15 protein-coding genes are annotated in these 20537 nt (G+C 72.4%); 10 read left to right on the forward strand and 5 right to left on the reverse strand.

The genetic code is table 11. From position 1 onward, the window contains the following. Nucleotides 1–333 precede the first annotated feature (333 nt). From ACGFRF_RS20510 to ACGFRF_RS20520, 3 genes are all read right to left on the reverse strand, one after another. Complete coding sequence (locus ACGFRF_RS20510) at nt 334–2580, reverse strand: heavy metal translocating P-type ATPase (RefSeq protein ID WP_393741829.1); 2247 nt, start codon at nt 2578–2580, stop codon at nt 334–336. Nucleotides 2581–2666: 86 nt separating this feature from the next. Further along, the gene (locus ACGFRF_RS20515; RefSeq protein ID WP_393741831.1) at nt 2667–2906 is read right to left on the reverse strand and encodes a heavy-metal-associated domain-containing protein; all 240 of its coding nucleotides are present in this window, start codon (nt 2904–2906) and stop codon (nt 2667–2669) included. 72 nt (nt 2907–2978) lie between these two features. Next, on the reverse strand, nt 2979–3929 hold the full coding sequence (locus ACGFRF_RS20520; RefSeq protein ID WP_393741833.1) for a PrsW family intramembrane metalloprotease: 951 nt from the start codon (nt 3927–3929) through the stop codon (nt 2979–2981). Between the two features lie 251 nt (nt 3930–4180). Between ACGFRF_RS20520 and ACGFRF_RS20525 the strand changes: the two genes are divergently transcribed. Further along, nucleotides 4181–5236, forward strand: a complete 1056-nt coding sequence (locus tag ACGFRF_RS20525; protein ID WP_393741835.1) for a zinc-dependent alcohol dehydrogenase family protein — start codon at nt 4181–4183, stop codon at nt 5234–5236. Between the two features lie 35 nt (nt 5237–5271). Here ACGFRF_RS20525 and ACGFRF_RS20530 read toward each other — a convergent pair whose 3' ends face one another. Continuing rightward, nucleotides 5272–5472 carry a helix-turn-helix transcriptional regulator gene (locus ACGFRF_RS20530; RefSeq protein ID WP_393741837.1) on the reverse strand — a complete coding sequence of 67 codons (201 nt, stop codon included), beginning with the start codon at nt 5470–5472 and terminating at the stop codon, nt 5272–5274. A gap of 255 nt (nt 5473–5727) precedes the next feature. Then, the gene (locus tag ACGFRF_RS20535; RefSeq protein ID WP_393741839.1) at nt 5728–6642 is read right to left on the reverse strand and encodes a sugar phosphate isomerase/epimerase family protein; all 915 of its coding nucleotides are present in this window, start codon (nt 6640–6642) and stop codon (nt 5728–5730) included. A 125-nt stretch (nt 6643–6767) separates the two neighbouring features. On the opposite strand from ACGFRF_RS20535, the gene iolC reads away from it, so the two are divergent. The 9 genes from iolC (at nt 6768) to ACGFRF_RS20580 (ending at nt 20528) form a co-directional block, all read left to right on the forward strand. Beyond that, entirely contained in the window at nt 6768–7718 is a 951-nt protein-coding gene (gene iolC / locus ACGFRF_RS20540) for a 5-dehydro-2-deoxygluconokinase (RefSeq protein WP_393741841.1), read from the forward strand. Beyond that, a complete protein-coding gene (locus ACGFRF_RS20545; RefSeq protein ID WP_393741843.1) occupies nt 7715–8662 on the forward strand; it encodes a deoxyribose-phosphate aldolase in 948 nt (315 codons plus the stop codon). The genes iolC and ACGFRF_RS20545 overlap by 4 nt, the downstream gene beginning before the upstream one ends. Nucleotides 8663–8669: 7 nt before the next feature. After that, nucleotides 8670–9494, forward strand: coding sequence for a 5-deoxy-glucuronate isomerase (iolB, locus tag ACGFRF_RS20550; RefSeq protein WP_393741845.1), 825 nt, complete (start codon nt 8670–8672; stop codon nt 9492–9494). After that, nucleotides 9491–11368 carry a 3D-(3,5/4)-trihydroxycyclohexane-1,2-dione acylhydrolase (decyclizing) gene (iolD, locus tag ACGFRF_RS20555; RefSeq protein WP_393741847.1) on the forward strand — a complete coding sequence of 626 codons (1878 nt, stop codon included), beginning with the start codon at nt 9491–9493 and terminating at the stop codon, nt 11366–11368. Before iolB ends, iolD begins: the two co-directional genes overlap by 4 nt. A gap of 16 nt (nt 11369–11384) precedes the next feature. Next, nucleotides 11385–12887, forward strand: coding sequence for a CoA-acylating methylmalonate-semialdehyde dehydrogenase (gene mmsA / locus ACGFRF_RS20560; RefSeq protein WP_393741849.1), 1503 nt, complete (start codon nt 11385–11387; stop codon nt 12885–12887). A 476-nt stretch (nt 12888–13363) separates the two neighbouring features. After that, nucleotides 13364–14755: an APC family permease gene (locus ACGFRF_RS20565; protein WP_393741851.1), complete on the forward strand. Its 1392-nt coding sequence runs from the start codon at nt 13364–13366 to the stop codon at nt 14753–14755. A gap of 208 nt (nt 14756–14963) precedes the next feature. Further along, nucleotides 14964–17612: a CocE/NonD family hydrolase gene (locus ACGFRF_RS20570; RefSeq protein WP_393741853.1), complete on the forward strand. Its 2649-nt coding sequence runs from the start codon at nt 14964–14966 to the stop codon at nt 17610–17612. Beyond that, entirely contained in the window at nt 17609–18472 is an 864-nt protein-coding gene (locus ACGFRF_RS20575; RefSeq protein WP_393741855.1) for an ABC transporter permease, read from the forward strand. The genes ACGFRF_RS20570 and ACGFRF_RS20575 overlap by 4 nt, the downstream gene beginning before the upstream one ends. A gap of 136 nt (nt 18473–18608) precedes the next feature. Continuing rightward, nucleotides 18609–20528, forward strand: coding sequence for an AMP-dependent synthetase/ligase (locus ACGFRF_RS20580; protein WP_393741857.1), 1920 nt, complete (start codon nt 18609–18611; stop codon nt 20526–20528). Nucleotides 20529–20537: the final 9 nt, after the last annotated feature.

The raw sequence follows: 20537 nt of genomic DNA on the forward strand, positions 1-20537 counted from the left end.
GGCCGCTCAAAGCTTCCCGGTGTACGTGCCCCGGCAACGCATCTCTGAGGAAGTCCCCCAAGACATCCCCAGATGCCAGTCAGCGCCCCCCAAGACGCTGGTCTGACATCGCCAACTTAGACCTTCGAACCCCTTCGATGGTTACGTTCGCATCACTGTGATCTGCGTCTCTTGCATATGTCCTATAGATGCGCAAGAGCCCCGATACGGTGATCGAGACTCAAGCGTAAGGATGATGCGCGAGCCTTGTGAAGAGCTTATGTGAGGCGCGCGCCGGACTCCAGGGGGACTCCCACTTCGGTACCGGCGAATCCCGGGTGGTGCCCGGTGCCCTCACCGGAAGGTCCGCAGCCGCAGGCTGTTGGTCACCACGAACACCGAGGAGAAGGCCATCGCGGCGCCCGCGATCATCGGGTTCAGCAGGCCCGCGGCGGCCAGGGGGAGCGCGGCGACGTTGTAGCCGAAGGCCCACACGAGGTTGCCCTTGATGGTGGCGAGGGTGCGCCGGGAGAGCCGGATCGCGTCCGCCGCCACGCGCAGGTCACCGCGCACCAGCGTCAGGTCGCCGGCCTCGATCGCCGCGTCCGTGCCGGTGCCCATGGCGAGGCCCAGGTCGGCGGTGGCGAGCGCGGCCGCGTCGTTGACGCCGTCGCCGACCATCGCCACGGACCGTCCCTCGCGCTGCAGCCGTCGTACGACGTCCACCTTGTCCTCGGGGAGCACCTCGGCGATCACCTCGTCGATGCCGACCGTCCTGGCGACCGCCTCGGCGACGGTCCGGTTGTCCCCGGTGAGCAGTACCGGCCTGAGCCCGAGGGCGCGCAGCTCACGCACCGCCTCGGCGCTGGTCTCCTTGACCGCGTCGGCGACGGCGAGGACCCCGCGGGCCCGCCCGTCCCAGCCGGCCAGGACGGCCGTGCGGCCCTGCTGCTCGGCCTCTCGGGCCGCGCGCTCCAGCTCCTGCGGAAGGTCGTCGTACAGGCGCCCCACGACCACCTCGTGGCCGTCCACGCGCCCGCGTACGCCCCGCCCGGGGACGTTCTCGAAGTGCTCGACCGCGGGCAGGGCTCCGGCGCGCTCCTCGGCGCCGGCGGCGATCGCGCGGGCGACGGGGTGCTCGGAGGCGTGCTCCAGGGCGCCCGCGAGCCGCAGCAGTTCCTTCTCGTCCTCGTCCTCGGCGACGTACACCGCCTGCAGGGTCATCCGGCCGGTGGTGACGGTGCCGGTCTTGTCGAGGACGACCGTGTCGACGCGGCGCGTGGACTCCAGCACCTCGGGACCCTTGATCAGGATGCCGAGCTGGGCGCCGCGGCCGGTGCCGACCATCAGCGCCGTCGGCGTGGCCAGTCCCAGGGCGCAGGGGCAGGCGATGATCAGGACGGCGACGGCGGCCGTGAACGCGGCGACCGTGTCCCCGGTGACGCCCAGCCAGACGCCGAAGGTGCCGGCCGCGATGAGGATGACCACGGGCACGAACACCGCGGAGACGCGGTCGGCGAGCCGCTGCACCTCGGCCTTGCCGTTCTGCGCGTCCTCCACGAGCCGGGCCATCCGGGCGAGCTGGGTGTCGGCGCCGACCCGGGTGGCCTCGATCACCAGCCGGCCGCCCGCGTTGACCGTGGCGCCGGTGACCCGGTCGCCGGGGCCGACGTCCACCGGCACCGACTCGCCGGTGAGCATGGAGGCGTCCACCGCGGAGACGCCCTCCACGACGGCGCCGTCGGTGGCGATCTTCTCGCCGGGCCGTACGACGAACCGGTCGCCGACCCCGAGCGAGCCGACCGGGACCCGGACCTCGCGGCCGTCCCGCAGCACCGCCACGTCCTTGGCGCCCAGCTCCAGCAGGGCCTTCAGGGCGGCCCCGGCGCGCCGCTTGGAGCGGGCCTCCAGATAGCGGCCGAGCAGGATCAGCGCGACGACTCCGGCGGCCACCTCCAGGTAGATGGTGGCGGCGCCGTCCATCCGCGAGACGGTGAGGCGGAACTCGTCGTGCATGCCGGGCATGCCCGCGTCGCCGAAGAACAGCGCCCACAGCGACCAGATGAACGCGGCCAGCGTGCCGACCGAGACGAGGGTGTCCATGGTGGCGGCGCCGTGCCGGGCGTTGGTCCAGGCGGCCCGGTGGAAGGGGGCGCCGCCCCAGACGACGACGGGCGCGGTGAGCATGAGCGAGAGCCACTGCCAGTTCTCGAACTGCAGCGCGGGGATCATCGCGAGCAGGACCACGGGCGCGGCGAGCAGGACGGAGACGAGCAGGCGGTGGCGCAGGGCGCCGAGTTCGAGGTCCCGCTCGGGGGTTTCCGGGGCCGCCTCGGGCGCGGGCTCCGGCGGCGGGGGCTCCTCGGCGGTGTAGCCCGTCTTCACCACGGTGGTGATCAGGTCGGCGACCTGGACGCCCTCGGCGTAGGTGACCTTCGCCTTCTCGGTGGCGAAGTTGACGGTGGCGCTCACGCCCTCCATCCGGTTGAGCTTCTTCTCCACCCGGGCGGCGCAGGAGGCGCAGGTCATTCCGCCGATGAGCAACTCGACCTCGGAGGCCGTGCCCGTGGCTATGGCTGTCTCTGCGGTGGTGCTGGTCATGTCCGGACTCCAGACATCGGACCGGACCGTACGGATCCAGTATCAGCTGGTCGGCGCGGCCCGGTCGGGGAAGGGGAGCGCGCTTCTCAGGCCTTGCCGGCCAGCTCGAAGCCGGCCTCGTCGACGGCGGCGCGCACCGCCTCGTCGTCCAGCGGGGCCGCGGAGACGACGGTCACCTCGCCGGTCGACGCGACGGCCTTCACCGAGCTGACGCCGGGGATCTGGGAGATCTCACCGGAGACGGAGCCCTCGCAGTGGCCGCAGCTCATGCCGGTCACCCGGTAGACGGTGGTGACGGAGCCCGGGGTGTCGGTCTGGACGCTCATGTCGTTCTCCTCGTCGGGGCATGTGGGGTCCCTGGGGCCCACGAGGGGCCCCATGTTTCTCACACTATACCCCTAGGGGGTATTTCTCCAAGGGGTGTCCCGGCGCGCCACCACCCGCACCCAGCCGACCCCGGCCAGCGCGACCAGGGCCAGGCCGCCGACCGAGAACAGCGCGAACAGGTGCTCCTGCCCGGCGCTCGGCCGGCTCAGGTACCCCTGCCCGAACAGCCGCGGTGAGAGGCCGGTGCCGGACAGGTGTGCCACCAGCCAGATCGCGATGCCGTGCGTGGAGTCCCACAGGGCGTGCAGCAGGGAGACGCCCATGAGGGCGGCGACCACCGGCGGGGCGTACCGGAAGCGCCCGTTCACCCGGCGCAGCGACAGCAGCACGCCGCCCGCGACCGCCGTCCACAGGCCGTGTCCGAGGGGGGCGAGAACCCCGCGCAGGATCTCCGTCTCCAGCAGCGCCCGCGGATCGAGGCCCTGGGTGGAGACGGCCGCGTCGAAGGCGTACCCGGCGCTCTCCAGGGCCGCGAAGCCGAAGCCGACGGCCGCGCCGAGCACCAGCCCGGCCCGCGCCCCGCGGACGCCCGGCTGGCGGCGCAGCACGAACACCAGCGCCGCCGCCTTGGCGGCCTCCTCGATCAGGCCGACACCGAGGAACGTCCCGAGCGAGGGGCGCAGCAGGTACGACTGCATGAGCGCGGCGCCGAACGCGCCGAGCGTGCCACCGGCCAGGAAACAGCCGAGGACGGCACTGACGCCCAGGTCGCGGCCGTGCCGCTCGTAGGCCCACAGCACGAAGGCGACCGGCACGAGGAAGCTGCCGAGCAGGATCAGCGTCGGCAGCGGCGCGGTGTCCCGCGTGGTGTACGTGACCCCCGCGGTCAGCGCCCACAGGACGAGCCCGCCGCCCAGGACGCGCCGCCACAGGCCCGCCCCGATGCGCGGGTACGGCGGTGGGGGCTGCTGCGGGCCGGGGATGCGGGCCTTGGGCGTGCCGGGCGGCGGGGAGTGGGTCACGAGGGTCCCTCGGGCAGCTGGGCGACTTATCCGCACCTTAGGCAGATGTCCCGTGGGTCGCAGTCCCGGGGGGTCCGCTGGGGTCACGTACGGCCGGGCCGTCCGCCGCGCGCCCGGCGCCCTCGTGGGTCGTCGACATCGCCGGCATCGTGCGCGGCGCCTCCGAGGGCGAGGGCCTGGGCGACACGTTCGGAGCGCTAGCGTTCCGCAGGAAGCGGTGGCCCCGGACGCGGACGGAAGGTGAGGCACGGATGCGTGCTGTGGTGTTCGAGCGGTACGGCGAACCGGCCGAGGTACGAGAAGTGCCCGACCCCCGGCCCGCCGACCACGGAGTGATCGTGCGGGTCGAGGCGACCGGGCTGTGCCGCAGCGACTGGCACGGCTGGATGGGGCACGACCCCGACATCACCCTGCCGCATGTGCCGGGGCATGAACTCGCCGGTGTCGTGGAGGCGGTGGGCGCGCGGGTGACCGGGTGGCGGCCCGGCGACCGCGTCACCGTGCCCTTCGTGTGCGCCTGCGGCACCTGCCCGTCCTGTGCGGCGGGTGACCAGCAGGTGTGCGAGCGGCAGACCCAGCCCGGCTTCCACCACTGGGGCTCCTTCGCCGAGTACGTGGCGCTCGACCACGCCGACGTCAACCTCGTCGCGGTCCCGGACGACATGGCCTACGCCACCGCCGCCGGCCTCGGCTGCCGCTTCGCCACCGCCTTCCGTGCCGTGGTGCAGCAGGGCCGGGTGGCCGCGGGACAGTGGGTCGCGGTGCACGGTTGCGGCGGGGTGGGCCTGTCGGCGGTGATGATCGCGGCGGCCTGCGGAGCGCGGGTGGTCGCCGTCGACGTATCGCCTCAGGCTCTCGACCTGGCACGGAAGTTCGGCGCCGCGGAGTGCGTGGACGCGACCGCCGTGCCCGACACGGCCGCCGCCGTCCGCGAGCTGACCGGTGGCGGTGCCCACCTCTCCCTCGACGCCCTCGGCTCGCCCGCCACCTGCGCGGCCTCCGTGAACGGCCTGCGCCGCCGCGGCCGGCACGTCCAGGTCGGCCTGCTGCCCTCACCCGACGGCACCACACCCGTCCCGCTGGCCCGCGCCATCGCCCTCGAACTGGAACTCCTCGGCAGCCACGGCATGGCCGCCCACACCTACCCCGCCATGCTCCACCTGGTCCGCTCCGGCGTCCTGCGCCCCGACCTCCTGGTGACCTCCACCCTCCCCCTCGACGCGGCACCGGCGGCGCTCGCGGCGATGGGCACGGCAGCGGGGGCGGGGGCGGGGGTCACGGTCATCGAACCGTGGGGCCGGGGCTGAGGCTTCCCGGGACCGTTCGCCGGGGCCTGGGTGTTTCAGTCCTGTCTGCGCCCGCGGTTGCCGGGGCGGGAGGCGACCCAGGCGCGAACGGTGTCGGCGTACCAGTAGGGCTTGCCGCCCTCCACATGGTCGGGCTGGGGCAGCAGCCCGTGCTTGCGATAGGACCGCACGGTGTCCGGCTGCACCTTGATGTGCGCCGCGATCTCCTTGTAGGACCAGAGCCTTCGGTCGGTCATGAGCTGCACCTCCCTGCGTGCGCCGCGGCGGCGACCGAGGTCGGCCGTCGGGGGAGCCGGGCGCTTGAGTGGCGAATCACCAAGCCTGTGCCCGGTGAACGACGCAGAGTGAGCAAGGGGCAGTGCCTGTCGATCGGGTGTGACCGAGAGCCCGCGTACACGCGACATGTGTGACACGAAGGCGGTGTTTGTGACACAGCCGCTGCAAAGGCGTACGCCGGTACGCCGGCGGGGCGCGTTGACTCGTGGACGCTTCTACGCTCCGCACGACCGGAGGAACGCCCGAGTCCGCTGAGCGATCGGCAGCGGGGCATCCGGCTCGCACGGGTACATGTCCTGCTCGACGATCGCGAACAGATCGACGTCCAGCCGCTGCGCGGCGGCGAGCACCGGCCCGAGTTCCGGCACCCCGGCCGGCGGTTCGCACATCACGCCCTGGGCGACCGCCGGACCGAACGGGGTGCCTTTGGCCCGCACGTCGGCCAGGATCTCCGGGTCCACCTGCTTCAGATGCAGGTAGCCGATCCGCTCGCCGTAGGTCTCGATCAGCTCGACGCTGTCCCCGCCGCAGTAGGCGTAGTGCCCGGTGTCCAGGCACAGTGACACCAGGTCGGAGTCCGTGCCGTCGAGGAAGCGGGTGACGTTCTCCTCGCTGTCGATGTGGGTGTCGGCGTGCGGGTGGACGACGATCGTGAGTCCGTAGCGCTCCCGCACCTCCCGCCCGAGCCGCTCGGTCAGCGAGGTGAGGTTCCGCCACTGCCGCGGCGTCAGCTCCGAGGGCTCCAGCACCTGCCCCGTCTTGTCGTCCCGCCAGAAGGACGGGATGACGACCAGGTGGCGGGCGCCCATGGCCTGGGTGAGGGCGGCGATGTCGCTGACGTGCGCCCAGGTCTTCTCCCAGACCGCCTCGCCGTGGTGCAGACCGGTGAAGACGGTGCCGGCCGACACGGTCAGGCCCCGCCGGGCGGTCTCCTCGGCGAGCACCGCCGGGTCGGTGGGCAGATACCCGTAGGGACCCAGCTCGATCCACTCGTAGCCGGAGGCGGCCACCTCGTCCAGGAAGCGCTGCCAGGGCACCTGGCGGGGGTCGTCCGGGAACCACACGCCCCAGGAGTCGGGCGCCGATCCGATGCGGATGCGGGAGAGTGAGGAGGGTGACAACGACGTCATGGCCGTCAGCGTGAGGGCGGGGGGAAAGCGGTGTCAAGGGCTCGTCCGAATGTCTGGACAAAACATTGACAGGGCTCGGCGTACGGGGCTAGAAAGCCGGGGAGAGCCGTGACGAAGGGAAGCCGATGGCCTACGACCTGATCACCATGGGGCGGATCGGAGTGGACCTCTATCCGCTGCAAACCGGTGTCCCGCTCGCCCAGGTGTCGTCCTTCGGCAAGTTCCTCGGCGGGTCGGCGACGAACGTCGCGGTCGCCGCGGCCCGGCTCGGCCGGCGCACCGCCGTCATCACCCGTACCGGCGACGACCCGTTCGGCGCCTATCTGCACGAGGCGCTGCGCGGCTTCGGCGTGGACGACCGCTGGGTCACGCCCGTTTCCGGTCTGCCGACCCCGGTCACCTTCTGCGAGGTCTTCCCGCCGGACGACTTCCCGCTCTACTTCTACCGGCGGCCCAAGGCACCCGACCTGGAGATCGACGCGCACGACCTGGACCTGGACGCCATCCGCGCGGCGCGGATCTTCTGGGTCACCGGCACCGGCCTGAGCGAGGAGCCCAGCCGTACGGCGACCCTCGCCGCCCTCGCCCACCGGGCGAAGGCGGGCACGACGGTCTTCGACCTCGACTGGCGGCCGATGTTCTGGACCGACCCCGAGTCCGCCCGGCCCTTCTACGCCGAGGCCCTGCGCCACACCACGGTCGCCGTCGGGAACCTGGACGAGGTGGCGGTCGCCACCGGGGTGCGCGAGCCGCATGCCGCCGCCCGCGCCCTGCTGGACGCCGGGGTCGAGCTGGCCGTCGTCAAGCAGGGGCCCAAGGGCGTCCTCGCCGTCAACCGGCAGGGCGAGTCCGCCGAGGTGCCGCCGCTGCCCGTCACCGTCCTCAACGGACTGGGCGCCGGTGACGCCTTCGGCGGCTCCCTCTGTCACGGCCTGCTGGCCGGCTGGGACCTGGAGACGATCATGCGGCACGCCAACGCGGCCGGCGCGATCGTCGCCTCCCGCCTGGAGTGCTCCTCCGCGATGCCCACCCCGGACGAGGTGGCCGCCGCGCTCGAGGCCGGAGCGGTGCTGTGAGGGCGGGCCGTGTCGCCGGCACGCACACCGAGGGCGGGGACACCGGACGGCGCCCCCGGGTGGACGTGGCCGAACTCGTCCGCATCCGCACCCACCACCCCGAGGCGATCGCCGAGGCCGCCGCCCGCCGGCCCCGCAGGCCCCTGCTGAACGGGAACGGCCGGCTGATGATCGTGGCCGCCGACCACCCGGCGCGCGGCGCCCTCGGTGTCGGCGACCGCAGGCTCGCCATGGCCAACCGGGCCGACCTGCTCGAACGCCTCTGCCTCGCCCTGTCCCGGCCCGGCGTCGACGGCGTCCTGGCCACCGCCGACATCCTCGACGACCTGCTGCTGCTCGGCGCCCTCGACCACAAGGTCGTCATGGGCTCCATGAACCGCGGTGGCCTGCAGGGGGCCAGCTTCGAACTGGACGACCGGTTCACCGGCCACCGCCCCGAGGACATCCAGCGCCTCGGCTTCGACGCGGGCAAGCTGCTGCTCCGTATCGACTACGACGACCCGGGCTCCCTGACCACCCTGGAGTCCACCGCCCGCGCCATCGACGCCATGGCCGCGCGCCGGCTGCCCGTCTTCGTGGAGCCGTTCATCAGCGGCCGCGGCCCCGGGGGGAGGCTGAGGAACGACCTGTCCGCCGAGGCGGTCACCAAGTCCATCGCCATCGCCTCCGGCCTCGGCGGCTCCTCCGCCTACACCTGGCTGAAGGTTCCGGTCACCGAGAACCCCGACGACATGGCTCGGGTCATGGAGACCTCCACCCTGCCCGCCGTGCTGCTCGGCGGCGACATCGGCGACTCGCTCGAGGACCAGGTCGCCGCCTACGAGAAGTGGCGCGGCGCGCTGCAACTCCCCACCGTGCGCGGCCTGGTGGTCGGCCGCTCGCTGCTGTACCCGGCGGACGGCGATGTGGCCGCCGCCGTGGACACCGCCGTAGGACTGCTGTGAGGGCCGCATGACCAGCACCGACCTGCACCTGCCCAAGGGTGCCACCGCGAACGCCCAGTACGCCGTCGACATCGACCCCAAGCGTGCCGGATGGACTTACAGCAGCCTGCGCGTCGTCGCGTTGACACCGGGCGGTACGCATACGTTCACCACCGGGGACAGTGAATGGATCGTGCTTCCGCTGGAAGGCGGATGTACCGTACAAATTGAGGAAAACGAGTTCCAACTCCTGGGCCGGGAAAGCGTGTTCGCGGACGTCTCGGACTTCGTGTACGCACCCCGGGACACCCGGGTCCAGATCGCCTCCGGCGCGGGAGGCCGCTTCGCCCTGGCAGGAGCGAAGTGCGAGCGACGACTCCCCGCCCGCTACGGCCCCGCGCCGGAGGTCCCCGTCGAACAGCGCGGCAGCGGCACCTGCGCCCGACAGGTGCGCAACTTCGCCTCCGCCGACTCCTTCGACTGCGACCGGCTGATCGCCGTCGAGGTGATCACCCCGGGCGGCAACTGGTCCTCGTACCCGCCGCACAAGCACGACGAGCACCGGCCGGGCGAGGAGTCCGAACTGGAGGAGATCTACTACTTCGAGATCGACGGGTCGAACGGTCTCGGGTACCAACGCGTGTTCCCCTCGCGCGAGGGCGGTTCCGACGTCCTCGCCGAGGTCCGCTCCGGCGACGCCGTCCTCGTCCCCGACGGCTGGCACGGCCCGTCGATCGCCCAGCCCGGGCATGACATGTACTACCTGAACGTCATGGCCGGCCCGGGCCGGACCCGGGAGTGGCGGATCTGCTTCCACCCCGACCACACCGAGACCACAGGGGGGTACCGATGACGATCCGGCTGACCGTCGCCCAGGCACTCGTGCGCTTCCTCGCCGCCCAGTACACCGAGCGGGACGGTGAGCGGCGGCGGCTGATCGGCGCCACCTGGGGCATCTTCGGCCACGGCAACGTCGCCGGCCTCGGCCAGGCACTGGTCGAGTACGCCGACGTGATGCCGTACCACCAGGGCCGCAACGAGCAGTCCATGGTGCACGCGGCCGTCGGGTACGCCCGCCAGTCGAACCGCCTGTCCACGCACGCGGTGACGACGTCGATCGGTCCTGGCGCGACGAACCTGGTCACCGGCGCCGCCCTCGCGACCATCAACCACCTCCCGGTCCTGCTGCTGCCCGGTGACGTCTTCGCCACCCGCCCCGCCGACCCGGTCCTGCAACAGCTGGAGCTGCCCTTCGCGGGCGATGTCTCGGTCAACGACACCCTGCGCCCGGTGTCGAGGTACTTCGACCGGATCAGCCGCCCCGAGCAGCTGATCCCGAGCGCGCTGCAGGCCATGCGGGTCCTCACCGACCCCGTGGAGACCGGCGCGGTCACCCTCGCCCTGCCGCAGGACGTGCAGGCGGAGGGCTTCGACTGGCCGGAGGAGTTCTTCGCCGAGCGCGTGTGGGCCGTGCGCCGGCCGGGCGCGGACCCCGCCGAGCTGGCCGAGGCGGTCCGGGCGGTCCGCGAGGCGCGCAGGCCGCTGGTCGTCGCGGGCGGCGGAGTGCACCACAGCCGCGCCGAGGCGGCCCTCGCCGAGTTCGCCGAGGCCACCGGCATACCGGTCGCCTCCACCCAGGCCGGCAAGGGCTCCCTGCGCCACGACCATCCCCAGGACGTGGGCGGCGTCGGCCACACCGGCACCGCGACCGCCGACGAGCTGGCCCGCACCGCGGACCTGGTGATCGGCGTCGGCACCCGGTACACCGACTTCACCACGGCCTCCGGCACCCTCTTCGAGAACCCGGCCGTCCGCTTCCTGAACCTCAATGTCGCGCCCTTCGACGGCCACAAGCTGGCGGGGCTGCCGCTGGTCGCGGACGCCCGCAACGGCCTGGAGGAGCTGACCGAGCGGCTGCAGATGCACGGCCACCGGGTCGCCGACTCCTACGTCACCGAGTACACCGAGGACAAGGAGCGCTGGGAGCAGCGCGTCGACGCCTGCTTCGAGGCGGACGAACCGGACGTACGGCCGTCCCAGCCGCAGGTGATCGGCGCCCTGGACGCCCTGGTGGACGAGTCCGACATCATCATCAACGCGGCCGGCTCGCTCCCCGGCGACCTGCACAAGCTCTGGCGGGCACGCAGCCACGACCAGTACCACCTGGAGTACGGCTACTCCTGCATGGGCTACGAGATCCCGGCCGCGATCGGTGTGAAGCTCGCCGCGCCCGAGCGGAACGTGTGGGCGCTGGTCGGCGACGGGACGTACCTGATGATGCCGACGGAGATCGTGACCGCCGTGCAGGAAGGCATCGCGATCAAGGTCCTCTTGGTGCAGAACCACGGGTACGCCTCGATCGGCGGCCTGTCGGAGTCGGTGGGCGGGGAGCGGTTCGGCACCGCTTACCGGTACACCGCCGACGACGGCACCTTCACGGGCGCCCCGCTCCCCGTCGACCTCGCCGCCAACGCGGCCAGCCTCGGCATGCGGGTGCTGCGCGCGAAGACCGTACGGGACCTGCGCGCGGCGCTCGCCGAGGCGCGGGCCGCCGACACCGCCACATGTGTCTACGTGGAGACCGAAACGTCCGACACTGTGTCGGGCGCGCCTCCGGCGCAGGCCTGGTGGGATGTTCCTGTGGCCGAGACCGCGACCCGACCGTCGGCGGTCAAGGCACGTGAGCTGTACGAACGGCACGTCTCGACCCGACGCCGCCATCTGTAAGAAGGAGTTACCGGGCATGACGAAGATCGTCAACCACTGGATCGGCGGCAAGACCGTCGAAGGCGCGTCGGGTACGTACGGGCCGGTCACGGACCCGGCGACCGGCGCGGTCACCACCAAGGTCGCGTTCGCGTCGGTGGAGGAGGTGGACGCGGCCGTCGCGGCGGCCAAGGACGCCTACCTGACCTGGGGCCAGTCCTCGCTGGCCCAGCGGACCTCCATCCTCTTCACGTTCCGGGCGCTGCTGGACGCCAACCGGGACGCCATCGCGGAGCTGATCACCGCCGAGCACGGCAAGGTGCACTCGGACGCGCTCGGTGAGGTGGCGCGCGGCCTGGAGATCGTCGACCTGGCCTGCGGGATCAACGTCCAGCTGAAGGGCGAGCTGTCCACGCAGGTCGCCAACCGGGTCGACGTGGCCGCGATCCGCCAGCCGCTCGGTGTGGTGGCGGGCATCACGCCGTTCAACTTCCCGGCGATGGTCCCGATGTGGATGTTCCCGATCGCCATCGCGACGGGCAACACCTTCGTGCTCAAGCCGTCGGAGAAGGACCCGTCGGCCTCGATCAAGATCGCCGAGCTGCTGGCGGAAGCCGGTCTCCCGGACGGTGTCTTCAACGTCGTCCACGGCGACAAGGTGGCTGTCGACCGCCTGCTGGAGCACCCGGACGTCAAGGCCGTCTCCTTCGTCGGCTCGACCCCGATCGCCCGCTACATCCACACCACCGCCTCCGCCCACGGCAAGCGGGTGCAGGCCCTCGGCGGCGCCAAGAACCACATGCTGGTCCTGCCGGACGCCGACCTGGACGCGGCCGCCGACGCGGCGGTCTCGGCGGCCTACGGCTCGGCGGGCGAGCGCTGCATGGCCATCTCGGCGGTCGTGGCGGTCGGCTCGATCGGTGACGAGCTGGTGGAGAAGATCCGCGAGCGCGCCGAGAAGATCAAGATCGGCCCGGGCAACGACCCGACGTCCGAGATGGGCCCGCTGATCACCAAGGCGCACCGCGACAAGGTGGCCTCGTACGTGGAGGGCGCCGCCGCCGAGGGCGCCGAGGTGGTCCTGGACGGCACGGGTTACACCGTCGAGGGCTTCGAGGACGGCCACTGGATCGGCATCTCGCTGCTGGACAAGGTGCCGACCACCGCGAAGGCGTACCAGGACGAGATCTTCGGCCCGGTCCTGTCCGTCCTGCGCGTCGACACCTACGAGGAGGGTGTGGCCCTCATCAACGCCTCGCCGTTCGGCAACGGCACCGCGATCTTCACCCGGGACGGCGGCGCCGCCCGCCGCTTCCAGCTGGAGATCGAGGCGGGCATGGTCGGCGTGAACGTGCCGATCCCGGTGCCGGTGGGCTACCACTCCTTCGGCGGCTGGAAGGACTCGCTCTTCGGCGACCACCACATCTACGGCAACGACGGCACGCACTTCTACACCCGCGGCAAGGTCGTCACCACGCGCTGGCCCGACCCGGCCGACGCCCCGGCCGGCGTGGACCTGGGCTTCCCGCGCAACCACTGAGCCGAGACGCACGGTGCCCCGTCCTGTCGCGTGCGAGAGGACGGGGCACCGGTGTGTTCAGTGCGCCGCACGCGCCCTCCAGGGCGATCCCGCCCAACACTGACATGAACGCGACCAGTTTCCGCGTCCGAATACCGGACGGCTGACATTTTTTTGAAACCTTGGCTACGGTTATCGTTCAGGGCGGACGAAACGGGCGGCGAAGGAGTTGCCTCGAGATGACCTTTGAAACCAAGGTCACATTCGCCTGAGGCTTGATGGATGCCCCTAGAGCTCATCGCGACCTGTGAAAGTGATGCGGCATAAGCCGCTCCACAACTGCGGATTCCGAAGGTAAACGGCCATTGACGTGGCGGTTTTCGTCGGGGTTCGCTATGCAGCGCCGGGAGCGGACGAGACGAACGTACGACGATCCGCCGGAGGCGATAGCGCTCCCGACCCCACCCTCAGTCGCACGAGTCGATCGGAACCGCCGCATGACCGACACGCTCCAGAAGTCCGTGGTAGACACCGCGCCGGCCCCCGCACCGGGGCTGAAGCGCTCCATCGGTGTCGTCGGCGGCACCCTGCTGACGCTGTCGTGCGTCACGCCCGCCTCCACGCTCTTCGTGGTCGTCCCCGACCTGTTCGGCTCCCTGGGCACCGCCACCGCCCTGACCATCGCCATCGGCTCGCTCCTCTGTATCGCCGTGGCGTTCTGCTACTCCGAGCTGGGCACCCTGATCCCCAGCGCGGGCGGCGAGTACGCCATGGTGTCGACCATGGCCGGACGGCTCGCGGGCTGGCTGGTCTTCGTGCTGTCCCTGCTGGTGGTGATGATCGTCCCGCCGGTGATCGCCATGGGCACGGCCGACTACCTGGCGCCGATCGTGCACCTCGACCCGTCGATGACCGGCGCAGGCGTGATGCTGCTCGCCACCCTCGCGGGCCTGCTCGACCTGCGTGCCAACGCCTGGATCACCGGCATCTTCCTGGTCCTGGAGGTCGTCGCCGCCGGCGTCGTCGCCCTGCTGGGCTTCTCCCACAGCCACCGCGGGGTGGACAGCCTGGTCTCCATGCAGGTGGCCGGCGCGCACGGCCACACCGACACCGTGACCGCCATGCTGGTCGTCTCCGGACTCGCCATCGCCCTCTTCGTCACCCAGGGCTTCTCGACCGCCGTCTACCTCTCCGAGGAGCTGGAGAACCCCCGCCGCAACGTCGCCCGCACGGTGCTGGCCACGCTCGCCATCTCCACCGTGGTCATCCTGGTGCCGGTCGCGGCGATCACCATGGGTGCCGGCGACCTCGAGGAGCTGACCGGCGGCGACATCAGCTCCATGGTCACCGCCTGGTCCAACTCCGCGGTCGGCACCTTCGTCAGCCTCTGCGTGGCCCTCGCCATCATCAACGCGGGCATCGTCATGGTCATCCAGAACTCCCGCGTCCTGTTCGCCTCCGCCCGCGACAAGGCCTGGCCCGGCCCGGTCAACAACGTCTTCTCCAAGCTCGGCCGCTTCGGCTCCCCGTGGGTCGCCACGCTCGCCGTCGGCGTCCCCGGCGCGCTGCTCTGCTTCGTCAACCTGGACACCCTGTACGGCGTCACCGGGGTCTCGGTGACCGGCATGTACCTGCTGGTCGCGGTCGCCGCCTTGCTGGCCCGCCGCGGCTCCCACCGGCACACCCCCGCCTGGCGGATGCCGCTGTGGCCCGCGGTGCCGGTCCTGCTGATCGCGGTCCTCGCGTACATCCTCACCCAGCAGGAGGCGAGCTACCTGCTGTGGACCGGCGGCATCACGGCCGTCGCCACCCTCTACTGGGCCCTCTACCTCCGCCCGCGCCGCGAGACCCGCTGGCTGGTGACGATCCCGGAGGACGCGCAGGCCTGACCGCCCCGCGAGGGCGGCGCCCGAGGGGGCGCGGGGGACTGCGCGACCGGCCACGACGCCCGGCAGCCGGCCGGCGACCGAAGCGACCGAACCGCTGTGGCGTACCACGACCGCGGTACGCCACAGCACCCCCGTACCTCCACGGGAGGGGTGCCCCCTCACCCCGAGGTCTGCAGCGGTTGTCGGTCCCGCCTCGTACCGTTGACGCATGGATCTTCGACTGTCCGCGTTGCGCACGCCGCGGCGGCCCCGTCGGCTCCTCGCCGCCGCGGCCGCCGCCGCTGTGCTCGCCGGCGCCGGTACGTGGACGGCGGCCGTCGCCTCCGACGACACGCGCACGGTGCGCCGCAGCGACCGGGTCATGGCGGTCGACGGCGTGCGCCTGGACACCTCGTTCTTCGCCCCGGCCACCGCCGGCCGCCACCCCGCCGTCCTGCTGGCGCACGGCTTCGGCGGCAGCAAGGACGACGTGCGGCAGCAGGCCGAGGACCTCGCCCGGGACGGGTACGCGGTCCTGACCTGGTCGGCGCGCGGCTTCGGCCGCTCCACCGGGAAGATCGGCCTCAACGACCCGAAGGGCGAGGTCACCGACGTCTCCCGGCTCATCGACTGGCTGGCGAAGCAGCCCCAGGTCCGGCTCGACCGACCCGGCGACCCGCGCGTGGGGGTGACCGGCGGTTCCTACGGCGGCGCGATCTCCCTGCTCGCCGCCGGACACGACCACCGTGTCGACGCCATCGCCCCGGCCCTCACGTACTGGAACCTCGCCGACGCCCTGTTCCCGAACGGCGTCTTCAAGAAGCTGTGGGCCGGCGTCTTCGTCAACACCGGCGGCGGCTGCGCCCGCTTCGAGCCCGCGCTGTGCCGGATGTACGACCGGGTCGCCGAGACCGGCACGCCGGACGAAGCCGCCCGGCGGCTTTTGGAGGAACGCTCGCCGTCCGCCGTCGGCGACCGCATCAAGGTGCCCACCCTGCTGACGCAGGGCCAGACGGACTCCCTGTTCACCCTCGGCCAGTTAGACGCCGCCGCGCAGGCGATCCGGGCCAACGGCGCCCCGGTGGCCGTCGACTGGATCGCGGGCGGACACGACGGCGGGGACATGGAGACCGGCCGGATCGAGGCACGCGTGCGTGCGTGGTTCGACCGGTACCTGAAGGGCGACAAGAGCGCCGACACCGGCCCCGCCTTCCGGATCACCCGCACCGGAGGCGTCGACTCCACCGACGGCGCCGCCCAGCTGCGCGGCGCGAGCGCCGCCGCCTACCCCGGCCTGCACGGCCACCGGCGCGCCATCGCCCTCACCGGCGGCGAGCAGCACGTCACCAACCCGGCCGGCGCCAGCCCGCCCGGCGTCTCCGCGCTGCCCGGTCTCGGCGGTTCCGGCGGCCTCGCCCAGCTGTCCGCGCTCGGCGTCGGCGTCTCCCTCGACTTCCCCGGCCAGTACGCGCGGTTCGACTCGGCACCGCTCACCCGCGACCTGCGGATCACCGGCGCACCGACCGCCACCGTCCACATCACCTCCAGCCGCGACGACGCCGTCCTCTTCGGCAAGGTGTACGACGTCGGCCCGGACGGCACCCGGCAGGTCCTGCCCTCCCAACTGGTCGCGCCCGTCCGGGTGACCGGCGCCAGGGCGGGCAAGGACGTCACAGTCACCCTCCCGGCGATCGACCACGAGGTGCAGAAGGGCCACCGGCTCCGCCTGGTCCTCGCCTCCACCGACCTCGGCTACGCCTCACCCGCCGCCCCGGCGACCTACACCGTCTCCCTGCAGGGCGACCTCGGCGTGCCGACGGCCCCCGCCGTCACCACCGCCGCGGCACCCCTGCCCGCCTGGGTCTGGTGGCTGCCCGTGGCCGGGGCGGTCGCCGCGCTCGCCCTGCTGCTCACCGGCCGCCGCCGTACGGCGGCCCCCGCGCCCGACCCGGAGCTGGCGGACGTCCCGCTCGTGATCAAGGACCTGAGCAAGCGGTACGCGAAGTCCACCGACCGGTACGCGGTGCGCGAGCTGTCCTTCCGGGTGGACAAGGGCCAGGTGCTCGGCCTGCTCGGCCCCAACGGCGCCGGCAAGACCACCACCCTGCGCATGCTGATGGGCCTGATCAAGCCGGACGACGGCGAGATCCGCGTCTTCGGACACGCCGTCCGCCCCGGCGCGCCGGTGCTGTCCCGGGTCGGCGCGTTCGTGGAGGGCGCCGGCTTCCTGCCGCACCTGTCCGGCCGGGAGAACCTGGAGCTGTACTGGCGGGCCACCGGCCGCCCGCCCGAGGACGCCCACCTGGACGAGGCCCTGCGGATCGCCGGGCTCGGGGACGCGCTCGCCCGCGCGGTGCGCACCTACTCACAGGGCATGCGCCAGCGCCTGGCCATCGCCCAGGCCATGCTCGGCCTGCCCGACCTGCTCATCCTCGACGAGCCCACCAACGGTCTCGACCCGCCCCAGATCCGCGAGATGCGCGAGGTGATGATCCGCTACGCGGCCGGCGGGCGCACGGTGATCGTCTCCAGCCATCTCCTCGCCGAGGTCGAGCAGTCCTGCACCCACCTGGTGGTGATGGACCGCGGCCGCCTCGTCCAGGCCGGCCCGGTCCGGGAGATCGTCGGCTCCGGCGACACCCTGCTGGTCGGCACCGCCACCGCCGTGGAGGAGCCGGTGGTGGAGAAGGTGGCCGCACTCCCCGGCGTCGCCTCCGCCGTGCGCACCGACGACGGGCTGCTCATCCGGCTCGAACCCGGCGGCACCGCCGAGCGGCTGGTCATGGAACTGGTGCGCCTCGAGGTGCCGGTCGCCTCGGTCGGCCCGCACCGCCGCCTGGAAGACGCCTTCCTCACCCTGATCGGAGGTTCCGCATGAGCACGCTCGCCGAGCGCACCGAGACGGCGTCCGGCTACCGCGCGGGCCGCACCCTGCCCCTGCGCGTGGAGCTGGCCCGGCAGCTCAAGCGGCGCCGCACCCTGGTCATGGGCGCGATCCTCGCCGCGCTGCCGTTCGTGCTGCTGATCGCCTTCGCCGTCGGCGGCGACCCGGGCGGCCGGAACAACCAGGTCACGCTGATGGACACGGCCACCGCGTCCGGCGCCAACTTCGCCGCCGTGAACCTGTTCGTGTCGGCGGGCTTCCTGCTGGTGATCCCGGTCGCCCTGTTCTGCGGGGACACCGTCGCCTCCGAGGCGAGCTGGTCCTCCCTGCGCTATCTGCTGGCCGCGCCCGTGCCCCGTGCCCGGCTGCTGTGGTCCAAGCTCGTCGTGGCGCTCGGGCTGAGCCTCGCCGCGATGGTGCTGCTGCCGGTGGTGGCCCTCGCCGTCGGCACGGCCGCCTACGGCTGGGGACCGCTGCAGATACCCACCGGCGGCGCGCTGGACACCGGTACGGCGGCCCAGCGGATCGTGGTGGTCGTGGCGTACATCTTCGTGTCCCAGCTCGTCACCGCCGCGCTGGCGTTCTGGCTGTCGACCAGGACGGACGCCCCGCTCGGCGCGGTCGGCGGCGCGGTCGGCCTGACCATCGTCGGCAATGTCCTGGACGCCGTCACCGCCCTCGGCCACTGGCGCGACTTCCTGCCCGCGCACTGGCAGTTCGCCTGGGCCGACGCCGTCCAGCCGCACGCCGAGTGGTCGGGGATGATCCAGGGCGCGGCGATCTCCCTCACCTACGCCCTGGTCCTCTTCGCCCTGGCCTTCCGGGGGTTCGCCCACAAGGACGTCGTCTCCTGAGACCGGGGAGGATCCGGGGGCGCGTGCCGCGTCGACCTTTCCCTGCACGCGCCCCATTGACCTTTTCTTACTTGCGAGTAAGTTGACGCACCGGTAAGGACCTTCGGCAGGGCACGAGCCGCGACCGGGAGCCGTCATGGGCGTACGCAGGGATCTGAAACGGGCACGGCAGCGCACCGATCTGGCGGCCCGCGGCTCGGTGGAGCTGGTCAGGGACGCGACGGGCACCGTGCGCGAGGTCCGCGCCGCACCTCTGGCACCCCCGCTCACCACCGGCTCCATGGCCGACCTGCCGTTCACGCACGCGACCGAGACCCCGGACGCGGTGCTCCTGCGCCGCCGCGAGCAGGGCGCCTGGCGCCCGGTCACCGCGGCCGCCTTCGCCGCCGATGTCACCGCCGTCGCCAAGGGACTGGTGGCCGCCGGCCTGGAACCGGGCGGCCGGGTCGCCGTCATGTCCCGCACCCGCTACGAGTGGACGGTCCTGGACTTCGCGATCTGGGCGGCCGGCGGCCAGACCGTGCCGGTCTACCCCACCTCCTCCGCCGAGCAGGTGGAGTGGATCGTCCGCGACTCCGGCGCCCGGTTCGCCGTCACCGAGACCACCGAGAACGCGGCCACGGTCACCACCGGCACGGCCGGCCACGCCCACCCCCCACGCCTGTGGCGACTGGACGCGAACGCCCTCGCCGAACTCGCCACCCTCGGCCGTGACGTGCCCGACGAGGAACTCGGCAAGCGGCGCGCGGCGCTGACCCCCGACACCGTCGCCACGGTCTGCTACACCTCCGGCACCACGGGCCGCCCCAAGGGCTGCGTCCTCACCCACGCCAACCTGCACGCCGAGGCCGCCAACACCGTCGAGCTGCTGCACCCGGTCCTCCAGGCCGTCACCGGTCGGCAGGCCTCGACCCTGCTCTTCCTGCCGCTCGCCCACATCCTCGGCCGCACCCTGCAGCTCGCCTGCCTGCTGGCCCGCATCGAGACGGGCCACTTCCCGAGCGTCAGGCCCGACGAACTGCGGCCCGCCCTCAAGGAGTTCCGGCCCACTTTCCTGGTCGGGGTGCCGTACCTCTTCGAGAAGATCCACGACACCGGGCGCGCCACCGCCGAGAAGATGGGCCGTGCCGCCTCGTTCGACCGCGCCGAGCGGGTCGCCGTCCGCTTCGCCGAGGCCTACCTGCGCGGGTTCCTCGGCACCGGCAAGGGCCCGGGTCCCGGCCTGTACGCCGCCTGGGCCCTGTACGACCTGCTGGTCTACCGGCGCATCCGGGGCGAGCTGGGCGGCCGCATGCGGTACGCCATCAGCGGCGGCTCCCCGCTGGACCGCAACCTCAACCTCTTCTTCCACGCGGCCGGGATCGTCGTCTACGAGGGCTACGGCCTGACCGAGACCACCGCCGCCGCCACCATCGTGCCCCCGCTCGGCCCCCGCCCCGGCACCGTCGGCCTGCCCGTCCCCGGGGTGGCCGTACGCATCGCCGACGACGGCGAGGTGCTGATCAAGGGCGGGGTGGTCTTCGGCGCGTACTGGAACAACCCGGCCGCCACCGACGCCGTACTCGCCGACGACTGGTTCGCCACCGGCGACCTCGGCCGCCTGGACCAGGACGGCTACCTCACCATCACGGGCCGCAAGAAGGACATCCTCGTCACCTCCGGCGGCAAGAACGTCTCTCCGGCTGTCCTGGAGGACCGGCTGCGCAGCCGGTCGCCCGTCGGCCAGTGCGTGGTCGTCGGCGACAACCGGCCCTTCGTCGCCGCCCTGATCACCCTCGACCCGGAGGCGCTCGCGCACTGGCTGGCGGTCCGCAAGCTGCCGCCGGACACCCCGGTCTCCGAACTGGTCGGCGACGAACGGTTGCGGGCCGAGGTGCAGAAGGCGGTGGACTACGCCAACGAGGCCGTCTCCCGCGCCGAATCCATCCGGGCCTTCGCGCTCGTCGAGGGGGAGTTCACCGAGGAGAACGGGCTGCTGACCCCGTCCCTCAAGGTCAAGCGGCACGCGGTGACGGCCGCGTACGCGGAGCATATCGAGGCGCTGTACCGCCGCTGACACGCCGAA

Source organism: Streptomyces sp. NPDC048521, assembly GCF_043199855.1.
Classification (GTDB): domain Bacteria; phylum Actinomycetota; class Actinomycetes; order Streptomycetales; family Streptomycetaceae; genus Streptomyces.

Coding starts and splice junctions, on each gene's coding strand:
- ACGFRF_RS20530 (WP_393741837.1), bottom strand. CDS start 5,472: ATGACCGACCGAAGGCTCTGGTCCTACAAGGAGATCGCGGCGCACATC.
- ACGFRF_RS20535 (WP_393741839.1), bottom strand. CDS start 6,642: ATGACGTCGTTGTCACCCTCCTCACTCTCCCGCATCCGCATCGGATCG.
- ACGFRF_RS20580 (WP_393741857.1), top strand. CDS start 18,609: ATGGGCGTACGCAGGGATCTGAAACGGGCACGGCAGCGCACCGATCTG.
- ACGFRF_RS20515 (WP_393741831.1), bottom strand. CDS start 2,906: ATGAGCGTCCAGACCGACACCCCGGGCTCCGTCACCACCGTCTACCGG.
- mmsA (WP_393741849.1), top strand. CDS start 11,385: ATGACGAAGATCGTCAACCACTGGATCGGCGGCAAGACCGTCGAAGGC.
- iolB (WP_393741845.1), top strand. CDS start 8,670: ATGACCAGCACCGACCTGCACCTGCCCAAGGGTGCCACCGCGAACGCC.
- ACGFRF_RS20570 (WP_393741853.1), top strand. CDS start 14,964: ATGGATCTTCGACTGTCCGCGTTGCGCACGCCGCGGCGGCCCCGTCGG.
- ACGFRF_RS20565 (WP_393741851.1), top strand. CDS start 13,364: ATGACCGACACGCTCCAGAAGTCCGTGGTAGACACCGCGCCGGCCCCC.
- ACGFRF_RS20525 (WP_393741835.1), top strand. CDS start 4,181: ATGCGTGCTGTGGTGTTCGAGCGGTACGGCGAACCGGCCGAGGTACGA.
- ACGFRF_RS20510 (WP_393741829.1), bottom strand. CDS start 2,580: ATGACCAGCACCACCGCAGAGACAGCCATAGCCACGGGCACGGCCTCC.
- iolC (WP_393741841.1), top strand. CDS start 6,768: ATGGCCTACGACCTGATCACCATGGGGCGGATCGGAGTGGACCTCTAT.
- iolD (WP_393741847.1), top strand. CDS start 9,491: ATGACGATCCGGCTGACCGTCGCCCAGGCACTCGTGCGCTTCCTCGCC.
- ACGFRF_RS20575 (WP_393741855.1), top strand. CDS start 17,609: ATGAGCACGCTCGCCGAGCGCACCGAGACGGCGTCCGGCTACCGCGCG.